This window comes from Lysobacter gummosus, from assembly GCF_001442805.1.
Taxonomy (GTDB): Bacteria; Pseudomonadota; Gammaproteobacteria; order Xanthomonadales; family Xanthomonadaceae; genus Lysobacter; species Lysobacter gummosus.
Genome location: NZ_CP011131.1, coordinates 4920271 through 4946374 on the forward strand (window position 1 = coordinate 4920271; position 26104 = coordinate 4946374).

At 66.7% G+C, this 26104-nt stretch carries 20 protein-coding genes; 13 read left to right on the forward strand and 7 right to left on the reverse strand.

Annotated features, from left to right (window positions below; genetic code table 11):
- Positions 1 to 211 precede the first annotated feature (211 nt).
- Positions 212 to 754, reverse strand: coding sequence for a hypothetical protein (locus LG3211_RS19965; protein WP_057944359.1), 543 nt, complete (start codon positions 752 to 754; stop codon positions 212 to 214).
- Between the two features lie 361 nt (positions 755 to 1115).
- Here LG3211_RS19965 and LG3211_RS19970 point away from each other — a divergent pair, with 361 nt between their 5' ends.
- A complete protein-coding gene (locus tag LG3211_RS19970) occupies positions 1116 to 2141 on the forward strand; it encodes an AI-2E family transporter (RefSeq protein WP_057944360.1) in 1026 nt (341 codons plus the stop codon).
- A 30-nt stretch (positions 2142 to 2171) separates the two neighbouring features.
- On the opposite strand, the gene LG3211_RS19975 is transcribed toward LG3211_RS19970, so the two are convergent.
- A complete protein-coding gene (locus tag LG3211_RS19975) occupies positions 2172 to 2615 on the reverse strand; it encodes a DCC1-like thiol-disulfide oxidoreductase family protein (RefSeq protein ID WP_057944361.1) in 444 nt (147 codons plus the stop codon).
- A gap of 129 nt (positions 2616 to 2744) precedes the next feature.
- On the opposite strand from LG3211_RS19975, the gene ubiG reads away from it, so the two are divergent.
- Both ubiG and LG3211_RS19985 read left to right on the forward strand, forming a co-directional pair.
- Positions 2745 to 3530, forward strand: a complete 786-nt coding sequence (gene ubiG, locus LG3211_RS19980; protein WP_057944362.1) for a bifunctional 2-polyprenyl-6-hydroxyphenol methylase/3-demethylubiquinol 3-O-methyltransferase UbiG — start codon at positions 2745 to 2747, stop codon at positions 3528 to 3530.
- Between the two features lie 239 nt (positions 3531 to 3769).
- On the forward strand, positions 3770 to 5998 hold the full coding sequence (locus LG3211_RS19985) for a TonB-dependent siderophore receptor (protein WP_057944363.1): 2229 nt from the start codon (positions 3770 to 3772) through the stop codon (positions 5996 to 5998).
- A gap of 125 nt (positions 5999 to 6123) precedes the next feature.
- On the opposite strand, the gene LG3211_RS19990 is transcribed toward LG3211_RS19985, so the two are convergent.
- From LG3211_RS19990 to LG3211_RS20005, 5 genes are all read right to left on the reverse strand, one after another.
- Positions 6124 to 7383: a delta-60 repeat domain-containing protein gene (locus LG3211_RS19990; RefSeq protein ID WP_057944364.1), complete on the reverse strand. Its 1260-nt coding sequence runs from the start codon at positions 7381 to 7383 to the stop codon at positions 6124 to 6126.
- Positions 7384 to 8360: 977 nt separating this feature from the next.
- Complete coding sequence (locus LG3211_RS25955; protein WP_148649035.1) at positions 8361 to 8639, reverse strand: hypothetical protein; 279 nt, start codon at positions 8637 to 8639, stop codon at positions 8361 to 8363.
- A 102-nt stretch (positions 8640 to 8741) separates the two neighbouring features.
- Positions 8742 to 9527 carry a TSCPD domain-containing protein gene (locus LG3211_RS19995; protein ID WP_057944365.1) on the reverse strand — a complete coding sequence of 262 codons (786 nt, stop codon included), beginning with the start codon at positions 9525 to 9527 and terminating at the stop codon, positions 8742 to 8744.
- 126 nt (positions 9528 to 9653) lie between these two features.
- A complete protein-coding gene (locus tag LG3211_RS20000; RefSeq protein ID WP_057944366.1) occupies positions 9654 to 10157 on the reverse strand; it encodes a hypothetical protein in 504 nt (167 codons plus the stop codon).
- Positions 10158 to 10472: 315 nt separating this feature from the next.
- The gene (locus tag LG3211_RS20005; RefSeq protein WP_057944367.1) at positions 10473 to 12626 is read right to left on the reverse strand and encodes an adenosylcobalamin-dependent ribonucleoside-diphosphate reductase; all 2154 of its coding nucleotides are present in this window, start codon (positions 12624 to 12626) and stop codon (positions 10473 to 10475) included.
- An 862-nt stretch (positions 12627 to 13488) separates the two neighbouring features.
- Between LG3211_RS20005 and LG3211_RS20010 the strand changes: the two genes are divergently transcribed.
- The 10 genes from LG3211_RS20010 to LG3211_RS20055 all read left to right on the forward strand — a co-directional run bounded on the left by LG3211_RS20010 (position 13489) and on the right by LG3211_RS20055 (position 25952).
- The gene (locus LG3211_RS20010) at positions 13489 to 14928 is read left to right on the forward strand and encodes a Do family serine endopeptidase (RefSeq protein WP_057944368.1); all 1440 of its coding nucleotides are present in this window, start codon (positions 13489 to 13491) and stop codon (positions 14926 to 14928) included.
- A 307-nt stretch (positions 14929 to 15235) separates the two neighbouring features.
- Positions 15236 to 15598, forward strand: coding sequence for a hypothetical protein (locus tag LG3211_RS20015; protein ID WP_057944369.1), 363 nt, complete (start codon positions 15236 to 15238; stop codon positions 15596 to 15598).
- A gap of 2 nt (positions 15599 to 15600) precedes the next feature.
- Positions 15601 to 16104 carry a phage holin family protein gene (locus tag LG3211_RS20020; RefSeq protein ID WP_386816181.1) on the forward strand — a complete coding sequence of 168 codons (504 nt, stop codon included), beginning with the start codon at positions 15601 to 15603 and terminating at the stop codon, positions 16102 to 16104.
- The gene (locus LG3211_RS20025; RefSeq protein ID WP_057944370.1) at positions 16101 to 16496 is read left to right on the forward strand and encodes a hypothetical protein; all 396 of its coding nucleotides are present in this window, start codon (positions 16101 to 16103) and stop codon (positions 16494 to 16496) included. Before LG3211_RS20020 ends, LG3211_RS20025 begins: the two co-directional genes overlap by 4 nt.
- Positions 16497 to 16886: 390 nt before the next feature.
- Positions 16887 to 18092, forward strand: a complete 1206-nt coding sequence (locus LG3211_RS20030; RefSeq protein ID WP_083512691.1) for an AI-2E family transporter — start codon at positions 16887 to 16889, stop codon at positions 18090 to 18092.
- Between the two features lie 187 nt (positions 18093 to 18279).
- Positions 18280 to 18996, forward strand: coding sequence for an HAD-IA family hydrolase (locus LG3211_RS20035; protein ID WP_057944371.1), 717 nt, complete (start codon positions 18280 to 18282; stop codon positions 18994 to 18996).
- The gene (locus tag LG3211_RS20040) at positions 18993 to 20372 is read left to right on the forward strand and encodes a leucyl aminopeptidase family protein (RefSeq protein ID WP_057944372.1); all 1380 of its coding nucleotides are present in this window, start codon (positions 18993 to 18995) and stop codon (positions 20370 to 20372) included. The genes LG3211_RS20035 and LG3211_RS20040 overlap by 4 nt, the downstream gene beginning before the upstream one ends.
- 91 nt (positions 20373 to 20463) lie before the next feature.
- Positions 20464 to 21039: a nucleoside 2-deoxyribosyltransferase domain-containing protein gene (locus tag LG3211_RS20045; protein ID WP_222837527.1), complete on the forward strand. Its 576-nt coding sequence runs from the start codon at positions 20464 to 20466 to the stop codon at positions 21037 to 21039.
- Between the two features lie 326 nt (positions 21040 to 21365).
- Positions 21366 to 23462: a DUF7933 domain-containing protein gene (locus tag LG3211_RS20050; protein ID WP_083512692.1), complete on the forward strand. Its 2097-nt coding sequence runs from the start codon at positions 21366 to 21368 to the stop codon at positions 23460 to 23462.
- Positions 23463 to 23903: 441 nt separating this feature from the next.
- The gene (locus LG3211_RS20055) at positions 23904 to 25952 is read left to right on the forward strand and encodes a GEVED domain-containing protein (RefSeq protein WP_148649036.1); all 2049 of its coding nucleotides are present in this window, start codon (positions 23904 to 23906) and stop codon (positions 25950 to 25952) included.
- The last annotated feature ends 152 nt before the right edge of the window (positions 25953 to 26104 follow it).

Genomic DNA, 26104 nt, shown 5'->3' on the forward strand with positions numbered 1-26104 from the left:
GCGAGGCATTGCAAGACATCGATCGGATGCGTAGCCCACGGATTTTCGTGTTGCACGAATGCAACGCAATCGCTCGGCATCGCCACTGGAAGTCGCAACCTGATGCCAACGTGGCAATGCGATGCGAGCCAGACGCACGCGCTCGCCACCCCGATCTCAACCGGAGTGGCGAGCCTTACCCGAAGATTTCAACGCCGATTCGCCGCCGGGTTTATTCGCAGGTGAACTCGTCCGCCATGTAGTCGCTTTCGATACCGCGATCGTCCGGCGTGCCGTCGGGCGAATCGGTGACCCGGCGGAAGATCACGTAGGTCACGGCATGGGCGCCGCTGGTGCAAGGCAGCGGCAGATCGGCGCCGGGCTGGAAGGTCTCGCTGGCCGAAACGCCGACGCCCTGGATGGCGTAACCCGCGAACCGGCACGAGGACGGGTACTGATACGCCAATCGGCATACGCCGGTGGCTTCGACCGCATCGGCGGCGGCGACCGCCGCGTTGTAGTTCGGCAACCAACCGGTGGCGGCATCGGCGGGGCAATCGCCCGACGCGGTCGGCGTCTGATTGGCCTGGCAGCCGCTGGACCCGTTGCTGCCCAGCACCCCTTCGGAGAAGTATTGATAACGCCCGGATGCCACCCATTGCGCGGCCGAGGCGCTGTGCGCGAAACCGGCGAGCGCGAGCATGAGCGCGGCGGCGGTCGCCAGCCGCGCGGACTTCGATCGGCCGGCGGCGCGGTACGGGGATTGCGCTTTCATCTCTGTAACCTCCTGTCGTTGAGATTGGGCTCGATGCGGGGACGCCGAGTTCGCACCTCGCCGATCCCGCTTCGGCAGCTTAGCGAACGCGCGCGGCGGCGAACTTGCGCAGGCGGTCGGCAACGAGGGCACCCGCACTGTCGCCGCCGCATCGATTCGGCAGCCGCTGCGCGAGGGCGCTCAGCCGTCCGCCGGCACGCAAGCGTCGCCGCGCCTGACTCGCCGGCGATGGCTGCCCTTCATACTGTTGGCGACGGCCGTGCCGTAGTCTATGGCGCAGGCGGTTTCGCACTGCTCGATCGCGCAAGTCCGCCGGAGTTTCCGGCGCGCAACCCTCTCCACCCTGCCTTGAAGAACCGCCATGTCGACAGTGCCCGAAACGCGTTTGACCGCGCCGCCCGCCCGCATCGCGGCCTGGATACTGGGCCTGATCGGGTTGTTCCTGATTCTGCGGCTTGGACTGTTGGGCGCGGTGCTGGCCGGCCTGCTGGTGTTCCAGTTGATCCACGTGCTGGCGCCGCTGGTCGATCGCAAGGTGCGCGGACGCCGCGCCCGGCTGATCGCGGTGGCGTTGCTGGCGATCCTGATCATCGGCTTTCTGACCCTGGCCACCCTGGGCCTGATCGCGTTCTTCCGCGCCGACACCGGCGGCGAACAGGCGCTGCTGGCGCGGTTGATGGACGTCATCGACGCTTCGCGCAATCAAGTTCCGCTATGGGCGCAGCCCTACCTGCCCGACGACATGTCCGACCTCAAGCGCGGGCTCAATGCCTGGCTGGACGAGCATCGCGGCGAATTGAGCCTGGTCGGCGCCGAAGCCGCGCAGTTGAGCGCGCGCCTGCTGGTGGGCATGGTGCTGGGCGCGATGATCGCGCTGCAGGAAGAGCTGCCGGCGCTGCACCTGGGGCCGCTGGGGCAGGAATTGCTGGCGCGGGTCAGCCGCCTGTCGGACGCGTTCCGCCGGGTGGTGTTCGCGCAGATCAAGATCTCCGCGCTCAATACCGCGTTCACCGCGGTGTTCCTGCTGATCGTGCTGCCGTTGTTCGGCATCCACGTGCCGATGTCGAAGACGCTGATCGTGGTGACCTTCATCGCCGGCCTGTTGCCGGTGGTGGGCAATCTGATCTCGAACACCCTGATCACCATCGCCGCGCTGTCGGTGTCGATCTATGTCGCGGTCACCGCGCTGGTCTATCTGGTGCTGATCCACAAGCTGGAATACTTCCTCAACGCGCGCATCGTCGGCGGCGAGATCAAGGCGCGCGCCTGGGAGTTGTTGCTGGCGATGCTGATGATGGAGGCGGCGTTCGGCATGCCCGGGCTCATCGCCGGTCCGATCTATTACGCCTATATCAAGCGCGAACTGGTCGATCAGTCCTGGATCTGATGCGGCGCGGCCGGCCATCGCTCGCGCCGGTCAGCGCGCGTTCGCCGGCGGCGATCCGGCCGCGGTCTTCAGATTGTCGATGTAGCGGATGCCCAGCAGTTTTAGCACCAGGTTGCGGACCGCCTTGCTCAGCGGATAGAAGATCCGCGCGCGCTTAGTCCCGCCGAAGAACCAATAGCTGATGCGGTTGAAATAACCCGACGGCGTGCTCAGCAGAGTCAGCATCCGGATCGCCTCCGGGCCGTAGTACATGACGTTCTCGAACTTGAGGACCATGCCCTGGTCGATATCCAGCCCGGCCGCGGTGATTTCGTCCATCAGCGCGCCGGGTTCACGCGCATCGACCAGATGCAGCCGGCCGACGGCTTCGCTGACGCGCGCGTGCTTGCAGTAGGCGTTGCACAGCGGACATTCGCCGTCGTAGACCAGCCAGACGTCCCCGCTTCCCGATGCTGCTTCCGTTTCCCGACTCATGGCTGGCTCCTTTCAGGCCCGCACTGGAAATGCCGCTGCGTTGGGGTTACCTTACACAACAATTAACAAAATAGCTAATTGATTAATTCCAGCGCCGGCCGTCAAGGCCGCCACCGTCCGAGACCCGACATGCCGAGCATAGACAACACGATCTACGACCACGTCCACGCCACCTGGTGGGACCAGGACGGATTCATGGCGCTGCTGCGCACCTCGGTCAATCCGCCGCGTTTCGCCTATTTCCGCGCTGTGCTGAGCGAACGCCTGGGTCTGGACCCGCGCGGATTGCGGGTACTGGATGTGGGCTGCGGCGGCGGACTGCTGTCGGAGGAATTCGCCGCCCTGGGCTGCGCGGTGACCGGCGTGGATCGCTCGCTGCCGAGCCTGGCCGCGGCGCGCGAACACGCAGGAAGATCCGGCCTGAACATCGACTACCGCCAAGCCAGCGCCGAGGCGCTGCCCTTCGATGCGGCCCAGTTCGACGTGGTGTGCTGCTGCGACGTGCTGGAACACGTGGACGACCCCGATGCCGTCGTGGCGCAGATCGCGCGCGTGCTCAAGCCCGGCGGCGTGTTTCTGTTCGACACGATCAACCGCACTTTCATGAGCAAACTGGTCGCCATCAAGCTCGCCCAGGACTGGCGCCTCACCCGGCTGATCCCGCGCGATGTCCACGTCTGGGACAAGTTCATCCGTCCGCACGAACTGGCCGCGTCGATGAATCGCCATGGCCTGCGCGAACACGAATTCGCCGGCCTGTCGCCAGCCATCAATCCGCTGACCGCGCTCAACGCGCTGGTGCGCAACAAGCTCGGACGCATGAGCTTCGCCGAGCTCGGCTCGAAGCTGAAACTCAAGCGCAGCGACGACTTGTCGATTTCCTACATGGGCTTCGCCCGCGCGCAGGCGCGCTGAACCCGTTCGCGGATCAGCGACGGAGCCCGCGCTCGCGCGGGGGCATCGTCCGGCTCCCGCGGCGCGCGCCGGACGACCGCCAACGCGTCGCCGTCGAGCATGACCGGGACACTGAAGGCGGCTCGCGATCACCGCGGCCCGGATTGGCCATATAATCGCCACCGCCGCGGCGTCCGCCCGCGCGCGACGTCCCCCTCGAGCCGCCGCCAGAGGAACCACTCTCTCTGGAAGCGCTTGCCATGTCCGTTCGCTACGCCCTGCGTGGGCTCCCTCCTCATCCTTTGTTTCGCGCCGCCTGCGCGCGGTCGCTGAGCACCAGCCTGCGCATCGCGCTAACGGCTGGCGCGCTCGGCCTGAGCGGCGTCGGCGCCGCCTGGGCGCAATCGGCGCAGGCCGCCGATGAACCCGCGCCGCCGCCGGACGAAGCGCAGACGCTGGAAACGGTGCGGGTCACCGCCAACCAGCTCGGCACCGTCACCGAAGGCAGCGGCGCCTACACGCCGGGCACCATCGCCACCGCCACGCGCCTGGTGCTGACGCCGCGGCAGACGCCGCAGACGATCAGCGTCATCACCCGCCAGGAAATGGACGACTTCGGCCTGACCGGCATCGACGACGTCATGCGCGTCACGCCGGGGCTGAGCATCGTGACCTACGACAGCGAGCGCACCGAGTACTACGCGCGCGGCTTTGCGGTGAACAACTTCCAGTACGACGGCATTCCGATGCAGCGCGATTCGGCCTACTCGGCCGGCAACACGCTCAGCGACATGGCGATCTACGACCGCGTCGAAGTGCTCAAGGGCGCGACCGGCCTGCTGACCGGCATCGGCGATCCCGGCGCCACCATCAACCTGATCCGCAAGAAGCCCTCGCGCAATGAGGTGCGCGGCAGCGTCACGCTCGGCGCCGGTTCCTGGGACGACTACCGCGGCGAGTTCGACATCGGCGGCCCGCTCAGCGCCGACGGCCGCATCCGCGGCCGCGCCGTCGCCACTTACCAGGACGCGCATGCGCACACCGATCACTATCAGCGCCGGACCGAAGTGTTGTACGGCGTGCTGGAAGCCGACATCGGCGAGGCCACGCTGCTGACCGTCGGCGCCGATTATCAGGACAGCGATCCGCGCGGCTCCAGTTGGGGCGGCATCCCGCTGCTGGACAGCCGCGGCGATTTCAATCGCAAGCCGCGCTCGTTCAACAACGGCGCGCGCTGGAGCCGCTGGCGCCAGTACACCCGCACCGGCTTCGCCACGCTGGAACACCATTTCGGCAACGATTGGATCGCCAAGCTGCAGCTCAACCATCAGGTCAACGGCTACGACGCCGCGCTCGGCGCCGGCGCCTCCGGCAATCCCGATCCGGTCACCGGCACCGGCGTCGGCCTGTGGCTGGGCCAGTACATCGGCAAGACCGTCAGCAACGCGGCCGATGTGTACCTCAGCGGCAAGTTCGCCTGGCTGGGCCGCGAGCACGAACTGGTGATCGGCGGCAGCATGTCGCGCAAACGCTGGACCAACGACGGTTACTTCGCGCCGGCCGACTATCCGCTGCAAGTGCCCGACTACCGCAGCTGGAACGGCGACATCCCGGAACCGGTGTGGGTGTCGGCGTTCGCCAACGACGAAGTCACCCGCGAGAGCGGCGCCTACATCGTCGGCCGTTTCGATGTGGCCGATCCGTTGAAGCTCATCGTCGGCAGCCGCATCGCCAACTACAAGGCGGTGGATATCGACAAGAGCGGCATCCTGGTGCCCTACGCCGGCGCGGTCTACGACCTCAACGACAACCTGTCCGCCTTCGTCAGCTACAGCAGCATCTTCAAGCCGCAGAGCAATCAGGACGAGCAAGGGCGCCGGCTCGATCCGCTGGAAGGTCGCAACTACGAGCTCGGCCTGAAGGGCGAGTTTTACGACGGCCGCCTCAACGCCAGCGCCGCGGTGTTCCGGCTCGATCAGGACAACTACCCCGACCCGACCGGCGGCCGCACGCCCAGCGGCGGCATCGCCTATCGCGCCCTGCCCGGCGTGCGCACCGAAGGTTACGAGCTGGAACTGTCCGGCCAATTGCGCCCGGGCTGGCAGATCCAGGGCGGCTACGCGCACAAGATCGCGCGCAAGGACGGCGGCAAGATTTCGACGCTGGAACCGGAAGACCAGTTCAGCGTGCACACCAGCTATCGCCTGCGCGGCGGCCTGCAAGGCTGGACCGTCGGCGGCGGCGCGCGCTGGCAGAGCCCGACCTGGGGCGATATCCCGCATCCGACGCTCGGCACGATCGAACACCGCACCGAGCCTTATTGGGTGTTCGACGCGATGGCGCGCTATCAGGTCAACGAGCAACTGTCGGCGACGCTCAACATCGGCAACTTGTTCGACAAGCGCTATTACACGATCTTCAACGCCTACAGCACCTACACCTGGGGCGAGCCGCGCAATGTGCGGGTGGCGGTGACGTACAGGTTCTGAGGCGGGCGGCGGCACTCGTGGACAAAAAAGAAGGGCTCCCGCGTGGGAGCCCTTCGTGTTTCAAGCCGCCTGTGGATTTTCCCGGAAGGCGCTATTCCTTACCAGCCGACACCTAAAGCGGCAGCTTATTGGTAACGCGCAACAACGAAGGCCGCTGGCGAGTTGCCGTAGCCCGCCACGACGATTTTGCCGTCACCCTGGATTGCGAGCCCTTGAACCGCGGCATTCGCACTGCCGACAGTGGTGGCAACAGGCCCGAAGCTGGCGTCCTGGTTGCCGAACGGGTCGTAGCGATTCAAGGTCAACTGGCGGTAGCTGCCCGCATTGGAGTAGCCGCCGACAATGATTCCTCCGTTGGCGTCGATGGCGACATCGCTACCGACCGCATCGCCGCTACCGATGGCGGTAAGGACCTTGCCGGTGCCGGATCCAAAGTAGCTGTCCAGCGCGCCGGCGCTGGTGTAACGAACGGCGGCAAATCGGTAGTAGCTGGCGCTCGTGCTTTTAGCGTAGCCCGCGGCGACGATGTTGCCGTCGCTTTGAATCGCCAGCGAAGTGGCGATGGAAGAGTTGCCCGTGGACGTGCCGCCCACATTGGTCAGAACTTTACCGCCGGAACCGAACGTGGTGTCCAGCGCGCCACTGGTGGTGTAACGCGTCAACGCGAATACAGTGCCGCCGCTCGACGCGTAGCCGGCCAGCACGGGTTTGCCATCGGCCTGGATGGCCAGACTGTTGACGAAGGCCGAGCCGGTGCCAACCGCCGAGGTGACGGTACCGGTACCGCTGCCGAAGCTGTAATCCAGGGTCCCGCCGCTGGTGAGGCGCGCCAGTGCAAAGCCGGAACCGGCATAGCCCGCAACCCAGATCGAGCTGCCCTGTACGGCAATGGCGTAGGCTTCCGAAGCCCCCGCGTAGAAATTGACGGTCGCCTTGCCCGAGCTGCCGAAGCTGGTGTCCAGCGAACCATCCGTGTTGTAGCGATAGATGGTGAAGTTGCGAGTGGAAGTGAAGTTCGGACACGAGGTACCCGCAACGACGATCTTGCCATCCGCCTGCAGGGCGAGTGCGCGCGCCTGTCCCGAGCAGCTGCCCGATGGCGTGGTGGTGACCTTGCCGGTGCCATTGAAACTCGTATCCAGCACGCCACTGGTCGTATAACGCGCCAGCGCGAACTCGCCGAGGGCGGTCTGGCCAGCGGTGACGATCCGTCCGTCGGGCTGGATCACAATCCGGGCGGCGGCGCCGTAATTGCCGAATGCGGTGGAGGTGATGCCTGCTGAACCGAACGTCGGGTCCAGCGATGCGGCCTGTGCGGGCGTTGCAAGTGCGCCGATAGCGCCGATGGCCATGCCAAACGAAACCTTCATCGCGTTGCTGATCACTGCGTGTTCTCCTTGTTGGATGTGGTTGAGTCCATTTGGTGTTCCATTCAATTCACTGTCGCTTGCTGTGTAGCGGCGGAGTGCTGAGCGCACGAGGTTTAGAAGGCGGCTGTGTGGGGGGGCGCGGTTTTCCGAAGGAATCCGTGCATGAGTACAGGTATCGCGCAAGTAGCCGTGCAGCGCGGCGTGAGTTGATCTATCGCACTGACGGGCCGTTCGTGGCGATCAACCTGTCAGCCTCTTCGATGGACTGCTTGACGACGTACGACGCTGTTGGCGAAGCCTTCGATATTGGGAGATGCTCATCGGGCACTCGTACCTCGAACTTACGAGGTACGGTCCGCCAAAGTGTCGGCCGTAACTTGTCGTGCCGGATAAGATCTCGGCTCTCAAAAGAACGCGTTCTTACGGCGGTCGTACAGGCTGTTGGCAAGCGGCATGAAGTTGTCCAAGCCGCGGGCTACAAGCTCGCCACGCCTGGCCGAGCCGGCAGTTCGGGCACAGGTAACGTGGCTCCCCTCCGGCAAGCTTCAGACCAACACGTTTCTGCTAGATGACCGTCCCGTAGTCGCACTTCCCCATGTGCTTGACCAGGGTCATCCACTGCCCTGTCTCTCGGTCCAGGACATGCTTCTGTGTGCGATGGTGAGCAGTTCCATATTCTGCGCGAACATTCAGCGCCCCCTTTCGCCTAGTGTGCCCTAGGCGAATCTCCGTCGTTGAGACGCTCCGGAGACATGGAATACCCAGCGCTTGGGCGCACTGAACCCACCTTTCGTAGCCACCACGGTCGGCTTTGAGCAGAAGTGGTTTGTCGAAAAAGGAAAAGGGGCTCCGGAGAGCCCCTTTCAGGTACTGGCAACTTCTGGATGCCTAACTGGCGGCTTTAAGCTACCCGCACAGACGTGTGGGATTGCTCAGTACGAATATGAGCCGAGTGCCCGGCGACATAGACGGGAAAGACCGCTGGCATTGGACTAATCACTTTGCCCTTCGGAGACTGGTAACGCCTCGACCAAGACGCTGTGAACCTGGTTGCGGATATCGACGATGAGGTCATCCTCCTCCACCGAGAAGCGCGAGACGGTGACTAGCAACTTGCCACCCAGATTTCGCAGGTGATGTGGAATTGACTCTGTTGGAATTTCCCACCAACCCTCCCCATGTCCGAGCGCGAAGAGCCGAACACGAGTGAAACCACCCGGAAGATGCATCACCACCACGGCCGGATGGCGAAATGGCTCCAGTAGCTTCATGGATGGGGCTAGTGTGTGAATTAAGCCGAAGCCGCAAAGCGGCTTCGGCTTGAATGAATTGTGGACGCGAACAAAACGATCAAGCCGCCGGCCGAAGCGCCCTCAACCGCACTTCGAATAACCGCAGTTCAAGCACGTCGCGCAGCCGTCCATCAGCACCAGCGCCTTGGTGCTGCACTTGTGGCAGACCGTGGCCGAAGGCGGGAACGAGGCGCCGTCGCCGGTGACGGTGACGTCTTCGTTGCGCGGCTCGACCACGGTGATGCTGGCCGAGCGGGTTACTTCAGAGTTTTTTTTTGCGCCGCGCTGCTCGTAGGCGGCGCGCTTCTCGGCGATGAGTTCGCGCTGGGCGTCGCTCATCTCCGGGTCGTGGATCATGCCGATCGACTTGAGGTGGTCTTCGACGATGGCGCCCATTTCGGCCACCAGGGACGGCATGTAGACGCCGCCGGCCTTGAAGTAGCCGCCGCGCGGGTCGAACACCGCCTTCATTTCATCGACCAGGAAGGTCACGTCGCCGCCCTTGCGGAACACCGCCGACATGATGCGCGTGAGCGCCACGATCCACTGGAAGTGGTCCATGTTCTTGGAGTTGATGAAGATCTCGAACGGACGGCGCGATTCGTGCTCGGTGCCGGCGTTGAGCACGATGTCGTTGATGGTCACGTACAGCGCGTGCTCGAACAGCGGCGATTTGATCTTGTAGGTCGAGCCGATCAGGATCTCGGGACGTTCGATGCGTTCGTGCATCTGGATGACGTTGTCGACCGGTTCCTCGGCCTTCACGGCCGCGGCGCTGGCCGCGGCTGCCTTCGCCGCTTCCTTCGCCTTGTCTTCCGGGGTGACGACGCTGTAGCCCTTGATTTTCTTTTCGATCTTGACGGCCATGGGCCCGACTCCTACTGCGTTGCGTGTTCTGGTGTGGGGTGACGCTGGAACGGGTGCGGCGCGGCTGGGGCGGCCCTCACCCTAGCCCTCTCCCGCCAAGCGGGAGAGGGAATGGAGCGTTGAGGCTTAACGTTTGGCGGCTTTCTTGGCGGCTTTTTTCGCAGCCTTCTTCGCCGGCGCCTTCTTGGCGGCGGCCTTCTTCACGACTTTCTTCGCGGCCTTTTTGGCCGGCGCCTTCTTGGCCGCTACCTTCTTGGCCGCCTTCTTCGCGGTCTTCTTCACGGCCTTGACCGCCTTCTTCGCGGCCTTGGCTACTTTCTTCGCGGCTTTCTTCGGCGCGGCTTTCTTTGCGGCCTTCTTCGCCGCCTTCTTGGCAGGTTTCTTGCCGGTGGCCTTGTCCTTCAGCGCGGAGGCTTCCTTCTTGGCCTTGGCGCTGGCGGAGGCGAGTTTCTTCTTCGCCGAGCCGACGGCTTTCTTGGCGGCCTTGCGGGCCTTGGTCGCGGTCTTCTTGACCGAGGCCACGGCTTCTTCCGCGCGGGTTGCGATGGCGCTACCGATGTTGGACGCGGTTTCTTTCACGTTCTCGGCGGCCTGGGTCAGGGTTGCCGTCACTCCATTACCGTTGCTCATGATGCCCTCCTGGTGGGCGATTTCTAATAGCGGTACGCGTGGCTACGTGCAGCAATCGGGGTGTTGCCGGAGTGATGCTATACCCGTGGCGCGAGAGAAAAACAGTGGCGGCTGATACCCGATCGCATCCGGGAGATTCGTCGCGGTTACCAGCGCTGCCGGGGCGGTCGTTGGCGCCGGCCCGGGACGCCGGACCGGACCGGTCGCGGGCCTGCGCGAAGACGCTCGGCGGGCGCCGCGGCTGAATGCGACCGCCCGCCTTGCGCGCCCCGGGAATCGATCCGATTACCTGGGCCGCGCGCGGCGGGCGCGCCGTCAGAACTTGCCGTAATAGCCTTCTTTCAGGGCGTCGAACAGGTTCGCGGCGGTGTGCATCTCGCCGTCGTATTCGATCTGTTCGTTGCCCTTGACCTCGAGCACGCTGCCGTCTTCGAGCTCGAAACGGTAGGTGGTGTTCTCCAGGTCCGCTTCCTTGACCAGCACGCCCTGGAAGGCGGCCGGGTTGAAACGGAAGGTGGTGCAACCCTTCAGGCCTTGCTCGTGGGCGTAGCGGTAGATGTCCTTGAAGTCCTCGTACGGATAGTCCGTGGGGACGTTCGCGGTCTTGGAAATCGAGCTGTCTACCCATTTCTGCGCGGCGGCCTGGACATCGACGTGCTCTTTCGGGCTGATATCGTCGGCGGAAATGAAGTAGTCGGGCAGCCTGGAGTCGGCCTCTTCGCTGAACGGCATGGCGCGGGCGTTGATCAGCTCGCGGTAGGCCAGCAGCTCGAAGGAATAGACGTCGACCTTTTCCTTGGACTTCTTGCCTTCGCGGATCACGTTGCGGCTGTAGTGATGGGCGAAGGACGGCTCGATGCCGTTGGAGGCGTTGTTGGCCAGCGACAGCGAGATGGTGCCGGTCGGCGCGATCGAGCTGTGGTGGGTGAAGCGGCTGCCGATGTCGGCCAGTTCCTCGACCAGTTCCGGCGCCACTTCGGCCACTCGCTGCATGTAGCGCGAGTACTTGGCGTGCAGGACCTTGCCCGGAATCTCCTGGCCGATCTTCCAGCCATCGGCCTTCATCTCCGGACGCTTGCGCAGCATCTCGGCGGTAACCTCGAAGCGCTCTTCCATGATCGGGGCGGCGCCCTTCTCCTTGGCCAGCGCCAGGCCCATTTCCCAGCCGGCCACGGCCATTTCGCGGGCGATGCGCTCGGTGAACTCGCACGACTCGGTCGAACCGTACTTCATCTTGAGCATGGTCACGGTGCTGCCCAGGCCGAGGAAGCCCATGCCGTGGCGACGCTTGCGCATGATCTCGTCGCGCTGCTGCTGCAGCGGCAGGCCGTTCACTTCGACCACGTTGTCGAGCATGCGGGTGAACACGCGCACGACTTCCTTGTATTCCTCCCAGTCGAACTCGGCCCGGTCGGTGAAGGCGTTGCGCACGAACTTGGTCAGGTTGACCGAACCCAGCAGGCAGGCGCCGTAGGGCGGCAGCGGTTGTTCGCCGCAGGGGTTGGTGGCGCGGATGGTCTCGCACCACCAGTTGTTGTTCATCTCGTTGACGCGATCGATCAGGATGAATCCGGGCTCGGCGTAGTCGTACGTCGAGACCATGATCATGTCCCACAGGTGCCGGGCACGGATGTGGCCGTAGATCTTGCAGGCGACCAGGCCGTCTTCGCGCGAAATGTAATTGCGCGTGGTCGGCCAGTCGCGCCAGACCACTTGCTCGGCGTTGTCCAGATCGACGTCGCCGCGTTCCTTGATGTTGACCGGGAACACCAGCGGCCAGTCGGCGTCCACTTTCACCGCGTCCATGAAGCCGTCGGTGATCAGCAGCGACAGGTTGAACTGGCGCAGGCGGCCGTCTTCGCGCTTGGCGCGGATGAAGTCCTTCACGTCGGGGTGGCTGACGTCGAAGGTGCCCATCTGGGCGCCGCGGCGGCCGCCGGCGGAGGACACGGTGAAGCACATCTTGTCGTAGATATCCATGAAGGACATCGGGCCGGACGTGTACGCCCCGGCGCCGGCGACGAAGGCGCCGCGCGGCCGCAGGGTGCTGAATTCGTAACCGATGCCGCAACCTGCCTTGAGGGTGAGGCCGGCTTCGTGGACCTTCTCCAGGATGCCGTCCATCGAGTCTTCGATGGTGCCCGAGACGGTGCAGTTGATCGTCGAGGTCGCCGGCTTGTGTTCCAGGGCGCCTGCGTTGGAGGTGATGCGCCCGGCCGGGATCGCGCCGCGGCGCAGGGCCCAGGCGAAGCGCTCGTACCAGTACTGCTGCTTCTCGGCGTTGGGCTCGGCGTCGGCCAGAGCGCGGGCGACTCGCAGATAGGTGCCGTCGATATCGGCGTCTACCGCTTCGCCGCTCTTGGTCTTGAGGCGGTACTTCTTGTCCCAGATGTCCTGGGACGCGGGCTGCAGGGCGATCTCTTGCTCTGCCGCCGGATTCTTGACCGCCTCGAGGCGCACGGTGCTCATGCCTGTTTCATCTCCTTCTATTGGCGGCGGGCCGTTGGGTTGCGCCCGCCGCCGGTGGTTTCTTTTTTGTACGAGGTAATCGGGGTGTAGCCGGTAGTGTCGCGGTGCTGCAGTGAAGCGGTTGGATCGGGTCGAACGGTAATCGGGACGATCGTATGTGTCCCGCTTCGGATTTCCTTACCTACATGTTGTGTATCGATTCACATGTGTACGGACCGTCGCGGGTGTTGCAGCCTGCGCCGGACCAGGTCCGGCGCGGGGATTCCGGCCGTCGTCAGCCCCCCGCCGACGACAAAGCGCGCGAGCGCGTTGTTACGCGCCGCGAGCGGCTGATTTGGATGTTTTTGAGGTTCGCGTCCGCTCTCGTCATGAGCCCGCTCACTTCTAAGGAGACGCTGAGACCATCCCAAGCTGAACCCCTACGCTTGGGCTCCCTCCACGGAACCAACCACTAGATGTTGTGGCCCCGCAGGGAACTCAAGCTACGCCCGGCTTTCCTGGAAGTCAACGGCTTGTTGATGACTATCACGCTTTTCGCGACATGGCCCCGTCACAAATTGCGTATCCCGATGCGCGCCCGATTCAGTCCCGACGCGCCATAGCCGTGCCTGGATACGCCCCCGCCAGCGGTGGCCGCCGCCATGTTCAATCGCGACGCTGCGCCGACGCACTTCATCGGTTATTTATTGCCCGTCTTCGACACTGAACGCGGCCGGCACTGAACTGGTCGCGGCGGCCGCGGTCCAAGTTCGTCGCCCGCCGGCGGTGGATCGCACCACCGCGGTTGGCTCTGCCCCGCCGCGCCCACATCGTTAGTCAGACCGCTCCGCTCCCTTTCACGCTCACCCGGAACCGCAACGCGATGCGCCCCTTGCCGACCCTGATGACTCTTGCCCTGGCCGCTGCCTTCGGCGGCTTCGCCGCCACCGCGATCCGCGACGGATTGCAGGCCCCGGCCCAGGCCTCGCCGGCCGCCTCCGCCCTGCTGCCCGTCCCCACCACCGCCGCGTTGCCGGCCTCGGTGAGCGGACAGGCCCTGCCCTCGCTGGCGCCGATGCTGCAGAAGGTCACCCCGGCCGTGGTCAGCGTGCACACCAAGCAGACCGTGCGCATCCGCAATCCCTTCGCCAACGATCCGATCTTCCGCCGCATGTTTCCCAACATCCCGCAGGAACGGATCAACGAGTCGCTGGGCTCGGGCGTGATCATCGACGCCAAGAACGGCTACGTGCTGACCAATCACCATGTGATCGAAGGCGCGGACGAGGTCTCGGTGACCCTGGCCGACGGGCGCACGGTCAAGGCCGACTTCATCGGTTCGGACCCGGACACCGACGTGGCGCTGATGCGCATTCCGGCGCAGAACCTCAGCGCGATCGCCCTGGCCGATTCGGACGGGCTCAAGGTTGGCGATTTCGTGGTCGCGGTCGGCAATCCCTTCGGCATCGGCCAGACCGTGACCTCGGGCATCGTCTCGGCGGTGGGCCGCAGCGGCCTGCGCGGGCTGGGCTACCAGAACTTCATCCAGACCGACGCCTCGATCAATCCGGGCAATTCCGGCGGCGCGCTGGTCAATCTCAACGGCGAACTGATCGGTATCAACACCGCCAGCTTCAACCCGCAAGGCAGCATGGCCGGCAACATCGGCCTGGGCTTCGCCATTCCGGTCAATCTGGCGCGCAACATCAAGGACCAGCTGATCGCCAACAACGGCGTCGTGCGCCGCGGCACGCTGGGCCTGGAAGCGCAGGATGTGACGCCGCAACTCGCCGCCGCCCTCAAGCTGGGCGAAGCGCGCGGCGCGCTGGTCTCGCGCGTGTTCGCCGGCAGCGCCGCGGCGGCGGCGGGGCTCAAGCCGGGCGATGTGATCCTCGGCGCCAACGGCCAGCGTCTGGACGGGCGCGACGCGCTGCGCAATTTCGAAGGCCTGCAATCCATCGGCAGCAAGATCGCGCTGGAGGTGCGCCGCGACGGCCAGCCGCTGCAGCTCAACGCCACCTTGCGTGAACAGCCCAAGTCCATCGCCGGCACCGAGCTGGATCCGCGCCTGAGCGGCGCGACCTTCGGCGAATTGCCCGAACGCCTGCGCCAATCGGGTTTTTCCGGCGTGGTGGTGGAAAGCGTGGCCCGCGGCAGTCGAGCCGAGGCGAACAATTTGCGCAAGGACGACATCGTTCTTGCGGCCAGCAGCGGCGAATTCGACGATCTGCCCGGTTTCCGCGCGAGCTTCACGCGCACTCCGGCACAGTTGATCCTGCGCATCCAGCGCGGCAACGGCGGCGGCAACCTGCAGATGCAATAGCCGCATCGACACGCGCGGCCGTTAAGATCGGTTCACGCGGCGCGATGCCTGATCGATCGCACTGCGTCGATCGATGTCGGATCCGTCAAAGCGGTCGCGGCGATGAGGTTCGACGATCCGGACTCCATCGGCCGTACGCCGGCCGGCCCGGAAGTTCCACTGACAAGCAATCCGTTGCACCCGAGCGCCGCGCGCGGCGCTTCGCTTACCACCGTCGAGGGCAGGCACCGCCCGGCCCCGCGACGGCCCGCTAGAACCCTGGACTCGTTCAGCGGTTCCATGTCCATGCAGCACGGAGGAACACCCGATGACCCCTACCTCGACTGACGCCATCAAGAGCAACCTCGGCGAAGCCGGCAGCCATCTCAAGCAAGCCGCCAGCGATGCCGGCGAAGCGATCCGCAACGCCGCCGGCGTGGCCGGCGAAGAATTGAAGATCGGCAAGGCCAACGTGAAGTCCGGACTGGCCGACAGCGCGCTGGCCGGCATCGCCGCGGCCGAGAACGCTGGCGGCGCGGCGCGCGAGCAAGTCGATGCGCTGATGGACAAGGGCCGCGATCTGATCGAAAGCGCCGCCGAACTGGTGCGCGAGCGTCCGCTGGCCTCCTTCGGCGTGGCCTTCGCCGCCGGCTTCATCATCGCCAAGCTCGCCCGCAGCGGCGACAAGTAAGCGTGAGCGACACGCCGCCCACCGATCGCGAGGCGGACGCCGCCGCGCACGCCGGCCGCGAGCCCCGCCAGGGGCCGCCGCCGTCGATCGACGATGCCTTCCGCGAGATCAGCGACGCCGGGCGCGAAGGCCTTTCCGCCGCGCTCGACACCGGCCGCGCGTTGCGCGGCCTGCTGATCGCGGACTTCGCCCTGGCCCGCAGCGCTTTGGGCCGGGCCCTGATGTGGGTGAGCGTGGCGATCATCTTCGGCGCATCGTCCTGGCTGTTGCTGATGGCGGCGCTGATCGCGCTGCTGCAGGGCATCCTGGGCTGGTCGTGGCTGGCGTCGATGTCGGCCGCGGCCGGGCTGAGCCTGGTGGTGACCGCCGTCGGCGTGTGGCAGGCGCTGCGTTATTTCGAATACACCCGCTTGTCGGCGACGCGGCGGCAACTGCGCCGGCTGGGCCTGGGCGACGAGGACGACGACGATCGCGAGATCGGATCGCACAAGACGGAGGCGCGATGAGCCGGTTCGATCGTCTGCAACGGCGGGTAGACAAGCGCGAGCAACTGCTGGAGGGGCGCTTTCAGCAGGCGGTGGAGCGCAAGGATGCCTTGAAGAAAACCTGGCGGGAGGCCTGGACGCCGGGGCGGATCATCATCGCGGGGTTGGTGAGCGGTTTCGTCATGGGCCGCGCCGAACCGGTGAAGATCGCGGTCAAGAGCGGCACCTTGATGCAGATGGTGACGATGCTGTCCGGGCTGTTCGCCGGCAGCGGCGCGCAGGAAGCCGCCGAGCATGCGGACAAGGCCGCCAGTCAGGCCGGCCATGCCGCGCGCGAGGCGGGGCATGCGGCCGATAGCGCGCAGGCGGCGACGGGCGCGCAGGCGTCGGCTGCACGGCGCGACGCGGCTTGATTCAGCAATGAAACCTTTGGGGAAGGAAGCTGCGGTGGAAGGCAGCTTTTTGTAAGAGCGAGTTTTTTGTAAGAGCGAACTTTTGTGGGGAGAGCTTTTGTGGGAGGGAGCTTCAGCCCCGATGCTTTTGTCTCGGCTCGCGCATGACTCTCACCACGGCTGATCGAACAGCATCGGGCCTGAAGGCCCTCCCACAACAGACCTCCAAGCCGCGAGCGAAAGCTTTTGTGGGAGGGAGCTTTAGCCCCGACGCTGTTCGATCAGCCAGGGTGAGAGAGCGCTGCGAGCGGAGACGAGAACATCGGGGCTGAAGCTCCCTCCCACAAAGCGCCCACCCCACACGCATGCTGGCGCCCTCACGCACGACGGCGCACAGTGCACGTCTGCCGAATGCACGATCCCGCCGCCTTGAATCCGTCCACGCCGCCACCGCCCGACGCCGCCGCTCCCGCCTCGCCGCCCGAGCGGATCACGCCGCGGCCGGGCTCGCCGGAAACGGACGCCGCCGCTCCCGGCGACGACTCCGCGCAAACCACCGCTCCCATCACTCCGCCGCGCCCGCCCGGCCCGGTCTCGCTCGTGGTCCTGGCCGCGCTCGCCGTCGGCTACACCCTGTGGGCCGCGCAGGAACTGATCCTGCCGATCCTGCTCGCGGCGTTCTTCGCCCTGGTCGGCAATCCGATCCTGCGCCTGCTCGGCAAGCTGCGCCTGCCGCGGGTACTGGCGGCGCTGATCGTGCTGGTCGGCGGACTGGCCATCGCCGGCACGCTGACCCTGCAACTGGCCGAGCCGGCCAGCGAGTGGGTGCGGCAGGTGCCGCGCGAACTCAAGCAGGTCGGGCCGAAGCTGCGGCAGATGACCAAGCCGCTGCAGGACGCCAACCGCGCCGCGCAGAATTTCGCCCGCGCCGCCGGCGGCGAAAGCACCGCCAAGCCGGTGCAGGTGGTCAAGACCGAACTCAACGATCCCTATCGCTCGCTGACCGCGACGCCGCGCTACGTCGCCCAGGTGCTGGCGGTGGTGCTGCTGACCTTCTTCTTCATGGTGTTCGGCGAATCGCTGCAACGCAATGCGATCGCGTTGCTGCCCAATCAGCAGAAGAAAAAACTCACCATCGACATCCTGCATTCGATCGAGCGCGAAATCTCGCGCTACGTGCTGACCATCAGCCTGATCAACAGCGGCCTGGGCCTGGCGCTGGCCTGCGCGCTGTATGCGCTGGGCGTGCCGCTGCAGGAGTCGCTGCTGTGGGGCACGATGGCGGCGATTTTGAATTTCGCGCCGTTCGTGGGGCCGCTGATCGGCATGGCGGTGATGCTGCTGATGGGCTTCGTCGCTTTCGACGATCCAGGCGCGTCGCTGCTGCCGGCGGGCTTGTATCTGTTGCTGCATACCATCGAATCGCAAGTGGTGACGCCGATCGTGCTCGGCCGGCGCATGCGCCTGTCGCCGCTGGTGCTGATGCTGGCGTTGATGTTCTTCGGCTGGCTGTGGGGCATCGTCGGCCTGCTGCTGGCGGTGCCGTTGCTGGTGTGCGTGAAGCTGTTGCTGGCGCGCATCGAAGGCATGGAGGGGTGGTCGAAGTTGATGGAGTGAGGGCCGGGTATCTCGGCCGTGGCTTTTCGCGGCGAGCCCTGTGGCAATTGCGGCGACCGGATCGGGCAGCGCCGGGCCTGAAGGCCCTGCCACGATCGACTCCGCGGGCCACACAGCGGCGTGTGCCGCAACCGGCCTGTCGCCTGCATCACCCATTCAGCGGCCCGGCGCGCGCTAAAATGTGCGGATGAGCTTTCCCGTCCGTGCCATCACCCTGGACCTCGACGACACTGTCTGGCCGATCGCGCCGGTCATGCTGCGCGCCGAAGGCATACTCGACGACTGGCTGCGCCGGCACGCGCCCAATACCGCGCAGCGGTTTCCGGTCGAGGCCATGCGCGCGCTGCGCGATGAGATCGCCGCGCAACGGCCCGATCTGGCCCACGACTTCACCACCCAGCGCCGCCTGACCCTGGAACACATGCTGCGCGAGTCCGGCGACGACATCGCCCTGGCCAAGCCTGCCTTCGACGTGTTCTTCGCCGCGCGCTGCGAGGTCGAGCACTACGCCGACAGCGAAGCGGCGCTGCAGCGACTGGCCGCGCGCCTGCCGCTGGCCGCGCTCACCAACGGCAACGCCGATCTGGTCAAGATCGGGCTGATGCCGCTGTTCCGCTTCCAGCTGGGCGCGCGCGAACACGGCCGCGCCAAGCCCGACGCGAGCATCTTCCACGCCGCCTGCTCGCGTCTGGAGCTGGAACCGGCGCAGGTGCTGCATGTCGGCGACGACATCGAGCTCGACATCGTCGGCGGCGTCCAGGCCGGCCTGCGCACGTGCTGGATCAATCGCGAAGAACGCCGCTGGCCGCACACGCACGTGCGGCCCGATCTGGAATTCACCACCCTTGCCGAACTGGCCGACTGGCTGGACACGGCGCATCGCACGGACACCGCAGCCGCATGACTCTGCCTTTGGGCTTCACCTCTTCCGACGCCGACGCTCTGCCGCTGGCCCTGGTCGGCCGCGTCGGCTTCAACGCCTGGCGCGACGCGCTCACGCCCGCGGCCGCGGCGTGGGCCCAGGCGCAGGGTTTCGACGGCTCCGCCGGCTCCGTGCTGGTCCTGCCCGGCGAACACGGCGAACTCGCCGGCGCCGCGCTCGGCATCGGCGACGCGCTCGATCCCTACTCCTACGGCCACGCGCCGTTCGCGCTGCCGGCCCGCAGCTGGCGGCTGCAGGGCGAGCACGACGCGGCGATCCGCGATGCGTTGCGCCTGGGCTGGGGCCTGGGCAGCTATCGCTTCAGCCGCTACAAGACGCCTTCGCGCGCGCCGGCGCTGTTGCACACCGACGCCGCGGCCGACGACGAAGTCTTCGCCCTGCTCGCGGCCAGCGTGCGCGTGCGCGATCTGGTCAACACCCCGACCGAGCACATGGGCCCGGACGAGCTGGAAGCGGTCTCGCGCGAGATCGCGCAGCGCTTCGGCGCCGATATCGAGGTGATCGCCGGCGATGCGCTGATCGCGCAGAACTTCCCCGCGATCCACGCGGTCGGCCGCGCCTCGCACCGCGCCCCGCGCTTGATCGCGCTGCGCTGGGGCGATGAATCGCATCCGCATATCGCCATCGTCGGCAAGGGCGTGTGCTTCGACACCGGCGGCCTGGATCTCAAGCCCGCCGACGGCATGCGCTGGATGAAGAAGGACATGGGCGGCGCGGCGCACGCGATCGCGCTGGCCGAGCTGATCATGGCGCGCAAGCTGCCGCTGCGGATCACGATGCTGGTGCCGGCGGTCGAGAACGCGGTCGGCCCGGATGCGTTCCGGCCGGGCGAGGTGATCGCCACGCGCCAGGGCATCAGCGTGGAGATCGACAACACCGACGCCGAGGGCCGCGTGATCCTGTGCGATGCGCTGACCTATGCCGGCGAGCAATCGCCCGAGCTGCTGCTGGATTTCGCCACCCTCACCGGCGCGGCGCGGATCGCGCTGGGCCCGGATCTGCCGGCGCTGTATTCCAATCAGGACGAGATCGCCAACCAGTGGCTGGACGCCGGCGCGCATCAGCGCGATCAGGTCTGGCGCATGCCGCTGTGGCGTCCGTATCTGCGCTATCTGACCAGCCACATCGCCGACATCGCCAACGGCGGGCCGTCGAAGATGGCCGGCTCGGTGACCGCGGCGCTGTATCTGGAGCGCTTCGTCCCGGCCGACCTGGCCTGGGCGCACCTGGACGTCTACAGCTGGAACGACGCCGACCGCCCGGGCCGTCCGGCCGGCGGCGAGGCGCAGGGATTGCGTGCGGTGTACGCCATGCTCAAGGCGCGCGCGGCGGCTTGACCGCTTCGCTGCCGAGACCGCGGACGACGCCCGTCGTCCGCGGCCCGCCCGTCCATCCGCGCCCGGGTTCGCTGCGATGAAAGCTGTGCTGATGTCGATCACTTTCGCGATGGCGACGATGACGCTGCTCCCGTCCCAGGCAAGCGAAACCTCCGCCCCGGCCGCCGCCGTCTCGGTCACCGTGCGCTCGCCGCAGCCGCTGCCGCGCGACGGCCGGCTGACGGTGTTCCTGGCCGGCAGCATCGACATGGGCGGTTCCAGCGACTGGCAGGCGCAGGTCGCGCGCGAACTCGCCGACGAAGGGGTGATCCTGCTCAATCCGCGCCGCGAGGACTGGAATCCGGCGTGGAAGCCGGTGGCGCAGGAGCCCGAGTTCCGTCGTCAGGTCGAATGGGAACTGACGGCGCTGCAGCGCGCGGACGTGATCGCGATGTATCTGCAGCCCGGCTCGCAGAGCCCGGTGAGTCTGCTGGAACTCGGCCTGCATGCCGGTTCCGGGAAGTTGTTGCTGGCCTGCCCGGAAGGGTTCTGGCGCAAGGGCAATGTCGACATCACCGCCGACCGTTATGCAGTGCCGCGCTATGAGTCGCTGCCGGCCCTGATCGAGGCGGTGCGCGCGCGTCTGGCGCAGCTGCGCCGCGAGCGGCCAAACAACGCGGCGGACTAACCCGGCCACGGCCATCCGCGGCTCCCCTTCTCTTCGAGCGCCCTTGCGGCCGAGCCGGTTCGAATCCGTCCGCGATTGAGCGCCGGCCTGTCCCGGCCGGTTCGCCGCCGCTCCCGCCTTGGCCTGCCCCCAGTTCAGGCTTTTTACGCTCCAAGCCTCCGCGGGCTTGGCATTCGCCCCCGCTTTCAGACAAAATGTGATTAGCGGCACATTTTTAACGCCGCACATCATCAAACGGCAACCCGGGCATCGGCCAGGGGGCCGGGGCAGCCAGGCAGCGTCAGCGCGCCCGAACCTTCGCAGTAAGGCTCGTAATAGGGGATTACATGAATCGTTTGACCCGCTTCGGTCGCAGGACCGCTTGGACGGCGTGCGTGTGTCTGATGACCTTGGCCGGCGCGGCCCACGGCAACGGTGCCACCACCCAGCGCGCGGCCAACAGCACCGGCGGCGTGCTCGCCAACGGCTCCGACGGTCTGCTGGTGACCTGGGGCAGCAACAGCCAGTTCCAGGTGCGGCTGGCCAACGCCAATCAGGTGTATTCGAACACCGCGCTGCCGAACTCGGGCTCGATGTTCAACAGCGTCTATCTGCGCGTGGACCGCGGCACCAACGCCACCACCCGCATCTACACCAACGCCGACAACGCCGCGGGCGCACCGTTCTCGACCTTCACCCAGGTCTCGCAAACGGCGCTCGCCGGCACCGGCACGGCGGCCTCGCCGTATACGACCACCACGGTGCTGCAGCCCGGAGCTCCGGACAACGCGATCACCGTCACCATCGTCGACAGCTACATCACCCCGCAGGCCTGGTTCACCCGCCGGGTCACGGTAAGCGGCATGCCGGCCACCGGCGCGACGATCAAGCTGTATCAGAACGTCGACACCTATCTGCTGGGCGGCGACAACGGCCCGGGCTTCACCCGCACCACGCCGGGCAACACCAGCGGCCGGCCGGACCTGGTCGGCGTGCTCAAGAACAATCAGTTCGAAGCGCTGTGGTGGGAGCCGTCCTCGGGCACGCCGATCTGGGACCGCTATTTCAGCGCGACCTACAGCCAGGCGCAGTCGTTGATCTGCAACGGCACCACCACCACGACCACGCCCTGCACCACGGGCACCGGCAACCTCAATAACAATATCGATACCAACGCCTCCACCGACAACGGCATGGCCGCGCAGTGGAACGTGCCGGCCGGCGCGGCCAGCTTCACCGCCGAATACCGCGTCACCTTCGCCTTGAGCGCGGTCGATCTCACCAAGAGCTTCGCGCCGACCACGATCAACACCGGCGGTATTTCCACGCTGACCTTCGATCTGGCCAACAAGAGCGTCAACTCCACCGCCAGCATCAACTTCCGCGACAATCTGCCGGCCAACGTGGTGGTCGCGCCGACGCCGAACATCCGCACCAGCTGCCCCTCGGGCGCCAGCATGGGCACCGGCCTGCCCGCGGGCATGACCGTCGCCGCGGCCGCCGGCAGCAACTCGATCACGGTGACCGGCGCCAGCGTCAACGGCGCCAGCGCGGTCGGCAATCAGGTCCTCTGCCAGATCGCCGTGGACGTCACTTCGAACACGGTCGGCGTCTACCACAACACCAATTCCAGCATCGTCAACACCAACAACCTGGTGAATCTGGTCGCCGACGAAGTGCTGACCGTGGTGCAGGCGCAGTTGACCGCGAGCAAGACCGTCAACGGCACCCTCGCCGCCGGCCAGACCGGTGCGGCCAGCGATGGCTATTTCTCGATCGGTCTGCAGAACAACGGCAGCGGCCCGACCGTGGGCGCGATCACCGTGGTCGATACCTTGCCGGCCGGCTTCACCCTGACGGCGGCATCGAGCGCGCAGGGCGCGGTCAACTGCGGCACCTTGCCGGCGACCGGCACGGTGACCTGCACCTTCACCCCGTCCACGCCGATCGCGGTCGGCGGCAGCGCCAGCGTGCGCTTGAACGTGGCGATCGCCGCGGCGACCAGCGGTTCGCCGACCAACCACGTCGCGGTCGCCGGCGGCGGCGATCCCGATCCGCTGCCGACCTGCCCCGCCGCGGGCAATCCGCAGTGCGCGCAGGTGACGGTGCCGGTCGCGGTCAACATCGCCCTGAGCCTGACCAAGAACGAGGTCGGCGGCGCCACCACCTACACCCCGGGCAGCACCACCACCTACACCCTGAGCGCCTGCAATCCGACCGGCCCGGCCGTGGCCAGCGGCGCCACGGTCAACGATCCGCTGCCCAACGGCGTGCGCCTTACCGGCCCGTGGTCCTGCACCCCGACCGGCTCCGCCACCTGCCCCACCAGCGGCGGCGCGGCCGGCGACGCCAGTGTGCAGATCGCCGGAGTGGTCCTGCCGGTCGGCACCTGCATCAATGTGCAGGTGCCGGTGCGGTTCAGCGCGAACCCGGCCGACTACTGAGCCATGACGCGTCCGGCGCCTTCGCGGCGCCGGGCGCGGGCGGCCTGCCCCGCTTCCGCGATCCGGCCCCGGCCGGGTCCTGCCTGATCGATCACCCCGGCCCCGGCGGCGACCGCCGCCCTCGCCCGATTCCGCGCCCAGGCACCCTCTGCCGGGGCGGACACCCGCCATCCGCCGAAACCCGCGTGTATGCCCGGGTTCGCGCAAAACACCCGCAAACCCGGCCCGCCAGGACCGGGATCGCCCGTCGCCGCGCGCAAAATCGGTGCCATTACGGCCCTTGGTCACGCACCATGGCCGCACCAAGCCACAGATTACGTGTTGAACCTTAAGGCTTGAATCCGTATCGGATATGCCAGTCGTAGAGTGCGCCTGTACTGCATCGCATCAGGGGTCCCTCGCCGGAGGCGAGGCTTGCAATGCGTCATTCGGGGAAAAGCGATGGCACTCGCTACACAGTTGTCTCGGCTCGCTCACGGCGCCGCCGGCCTGGCCCTGCTAGTCGCTTCGGCGGCCTGGAGCCCCTCGGCAAACGCGGCCCAGCCGCACAATGCCACCGCCACCGGCGGCACCGGCTTCAACAGCAACTCGACCAAGCCGTTTCCCTCGACGCTGACCACGACCTACACGGTCACCGGCAGCAATCTGCAGATCGTCGCCAACAACGGCCCGCTGACCACCTTGGGCGGCGCGACGGCGGCGATGTTCACGCCGAACGTACCGACCACGACCACCGGCATCCAGATGCAGACGGTCGGCGCATCCTGCCCGTTCGCCACCACTGCGGCGACCACCACCGCGTGCGCGAATATCGGCACCCTGACCGTCAGTTTCAGTCGGCCGGTCACCAACCCGATCCTGCATTTCGTCGGCCTGGGCAGCGTGCAGTCCGTGGTCGGCGATACGGTCACGATCACCGCCGCCCGTCCCGTCCACGTCCTGGGCAGCTCGGTCCCGGCCGGCGCGACCATGACCGTGCTCGGCGGCGCGGTCAATCTGCAGACGCTCGGCGCCGGCAGCTCGCTGGATCTGATCAACACCACCTACAACGGCACCAGTTGTTCGACCATCACCGCGCCTGCGACCCAGTTCGCCGGCTGCGGCAGCGTGCGCATCAACGGCACGATCACCTCGGTGACCTTCAACGTCGGCCTGGCGGGCCGGCGCACCAACTTCAACGCGACCATCGGCAATGCGCTCGGCGACGACGGCTACATGATCACCACCACCGTCGATGAAGATTTCGGCGACGCGCCGGCCACCTACGACACGGTCGCGGCGGCCAGCCACATCCTCGATGGCATCCGCCTGGGCGCCAGCGTCGATGCCGACAACACCAACGTGCTCAACACCACGCCCGCGGTCACGCCGAGCCCGAACGCGGTCGCGGTCGGCGCCGACAACAACGGCGCGGCCGGCGACGGCGCCGACGAGGACGGCCTGACCACACCGCTGGCGACCTTGCACACCGGATTGATCGGACAGGCCTACACGCTTTCGCCGAGCCTGAGCGGCAGCACCGCCGCCGGCACGGTCTGCGGCTGGATCGACTTCAACCGCAACAACGTGTTCGAAACCGCCGAAGGCGTGTGCAACGCGGTGGCCAGCGGCGCCACCACCACCACGCTGAGCTGGACCGTGCCGATCGCCACCACCGCCGGACGCAGCTACGTGCGCCTGCGCGCGACCCAGGGCAGCCAGCTGACCACCGCCACCCCGACCGGCCGCGTGGACAGCGGCGAGGTCGAGGACTACATGATCGAGATCAAACCGGCGGTGCAGGTGATCAAGCTGCTCAATCCGACCGGAGCCACCGGCCGCTTCGACCTGGGCATCGGCGGCACCGCCTTCGCCCTGGCCGCGGGCCATAACGGCACCACCAACTTCCGCACGCTGTATCACAACAGCGCCTCGGGAGCGCCCGACCTCACCGTCGCGCAGAACATCACCACCACCGCGATCACCACCACGGTCAGCGAAGTGCCGACGCCGGCGACCACCGCGCTGTACGTCAGCACCTACGCCTGCGTGAACGGCGCCGGCGCCACGGTCGCCACCGGTACCGGCACCAGCGTCAACATCACCTTGCCGGTCTCGGTGCCCGGCGCGACCGCCAATGGCCGCGCGCAGACGGTCACCTGCACCTTCACCAACCGCCTGGCGTCCTCGGCGCTGTCGATCACCAAGACCGAGAGTCCCGTGCGGACGACCTACACCCCGGGCGGCTCGACCACGTACACGATCCAGGCCTGCAACGCGGCCGGCGCCGACCCGGCCAACGGCGCGGCCATCGCCGACACCTTGCCGCCGGGCGCGACCCTGTCGGCGCAGTGGGGCTGCACCGGCACCGGCGGCGCCACCTGCTCGGCCGCCAGCGGCGGCACCGTCGGCAGCAACCTGATCTCGCTGACCGCCGCCACCCTGCCGGCCGGCGGTTGTCTCAACATCACCGTGCCGGCAGTCTTCAGTTCGAATCCGGCCGATTACTGATCGCAGGTCGCAGACTGGTTGCGCCCGCTTCCGTTGACGGCAGAGGGCCTGCGGCCCGCCGGGCGGCCGAACCGCAAGCGCCGCATAACCGGTTGCTGATACGGTTCGCGGGCGACAACACATGCCCGAAATGACACTTGTCAGGCAAAACC

Excerpts from the sequence above, each read along its gene's own strand:
- LG3211_RS20050 (WP_083512692.1), top strand. The coding sequence starts at position 21,366 with ATGAATCGTTTGACCCGCTTCGGTCGCAGGACCGCTTGGACGGCGTGC.
- LG3211_RS19985 (WP_057944363.1), top strand. The coding sequence starts at position 3,770 with ATGTCCGTTCGCTACGCCCTGCGTGGGCTCCCTCCTCATCCTTTGTTT.
- LG3211_RS20045 (WP_222837527.1), top strand. The coding sequence starts at position 20,464 with ATGTCGATCACTTTCGCGATGGCGACGATGACGCTGCTCCCGTCCCAG.
- LG3211_RS20035 (WP_057944371.1), top strand. The coding sequence starts at position 18,280 with ATGAGCTTTCCCGTCCGTGCCATCACCCTGGACCTCGACGACACTGTC.
- LG3211_RS19970 (WP_057944360.1), top strand. The coding sequence starts at position 1,116 with ATGTCGACAGTGCCCGAAACGCGTTTGACCGCGCCGCCCGCCCGCATC.
- LG3211_RS20055 (WP_148649036.1), top strand. The coding sequence starts at position 23,904 with ATGGCACTCGCTACACAGTTGTCTCGGCTCGCTCACGGCGCCGCCGGC.
- LG3211_RS19975 (WP_057944361.1), bottom strand. The coding sequence starts at position 2,615 with ATGAGTCGGGAAACGGAAGCAGCATCGGGAAGCGGGGACGTCTGGCTG.
- LG3211_RS20015 (WP_057944369.1), top strand. The coding sequence starts at position 15,236 with ATGACCCCTACCTCGACTGACGCCATCAAGAGCAACCTCGGCGAAGCC.
- ubiG (WP_057944362.1), top strand. The coding sequence starts at position 2,745 with ATGCCGAGCATAGACAACACGATCTACGACCACGTCCACGCCACCTGG.
- LG3211_RS20000 (WP_057944366.1), bottom strand. The coding sequence starts at position 10,157 with ATGAGCAACGGTAATGGAGTGACGGCAACCCTGACCCAGGCCGCCGAG.
- LG3211_RS20025 (WP_057944370.1), top strand. The coding sequence starts at position 16,101 with ATGAGCCGGTTCGATCGTCTGCAACGGCGGGTAGACAAGCGCGAGCAA.
- LG3211_RS20030 (WP_083512691.1), top strand. The coding sequence starts at position 16,887 with ATGCACGATCCCGCCGCCTTGAATCCGTCCACGCCGCCACCGCCCGAC.
- LG3211_RS25955 (WP_148649035.1), bottom strand. The coding sequence starts at position 8,639 with ATGAAGCTACTGGAGCCATTTCGCCATCCGGCCGTGGTGGTGATGCAT.
- LG3211_RS20040 (WP_057944372.1), top strand. The coding sequence starts at position 18,993 with ATGACTCTGCCTTTGGGCTTCACCTCTTCCGACGCCGACGCTCTGCCG.
- LG3211_RS20005 (WP_057944367.1), bottom strand. The coding sequence starts at position 12,626 with ATGAGCACCGTGCGCCTCGAGGCGGTCAAGAATCCGGCGGCAGAGCAA.
- LG3211_RS19965 (WP_057944359.1), bottom strand. The coding sequence starts at position 754 with ATGAAAGCGCAATCCCCGTACCGCGCCGCCGGCCGATCGAAGTCCGCG.
- LG3211_RS20010 (WP_057944368.1), top strand. The coding sequence starts at position 13,489 with ATGCGCCCCTTGCCGACCCTGATGACTCTTGCCCTGGCCGCTGCCTTC.
- LG3211_RS19995 (WP_057944365.1), bottom strand. The coding sequence starts at position 9,527 with ATGGCCGTCAAGATCGAAAAGAAAATCAAGGGCTACAGCGTCGTCACC.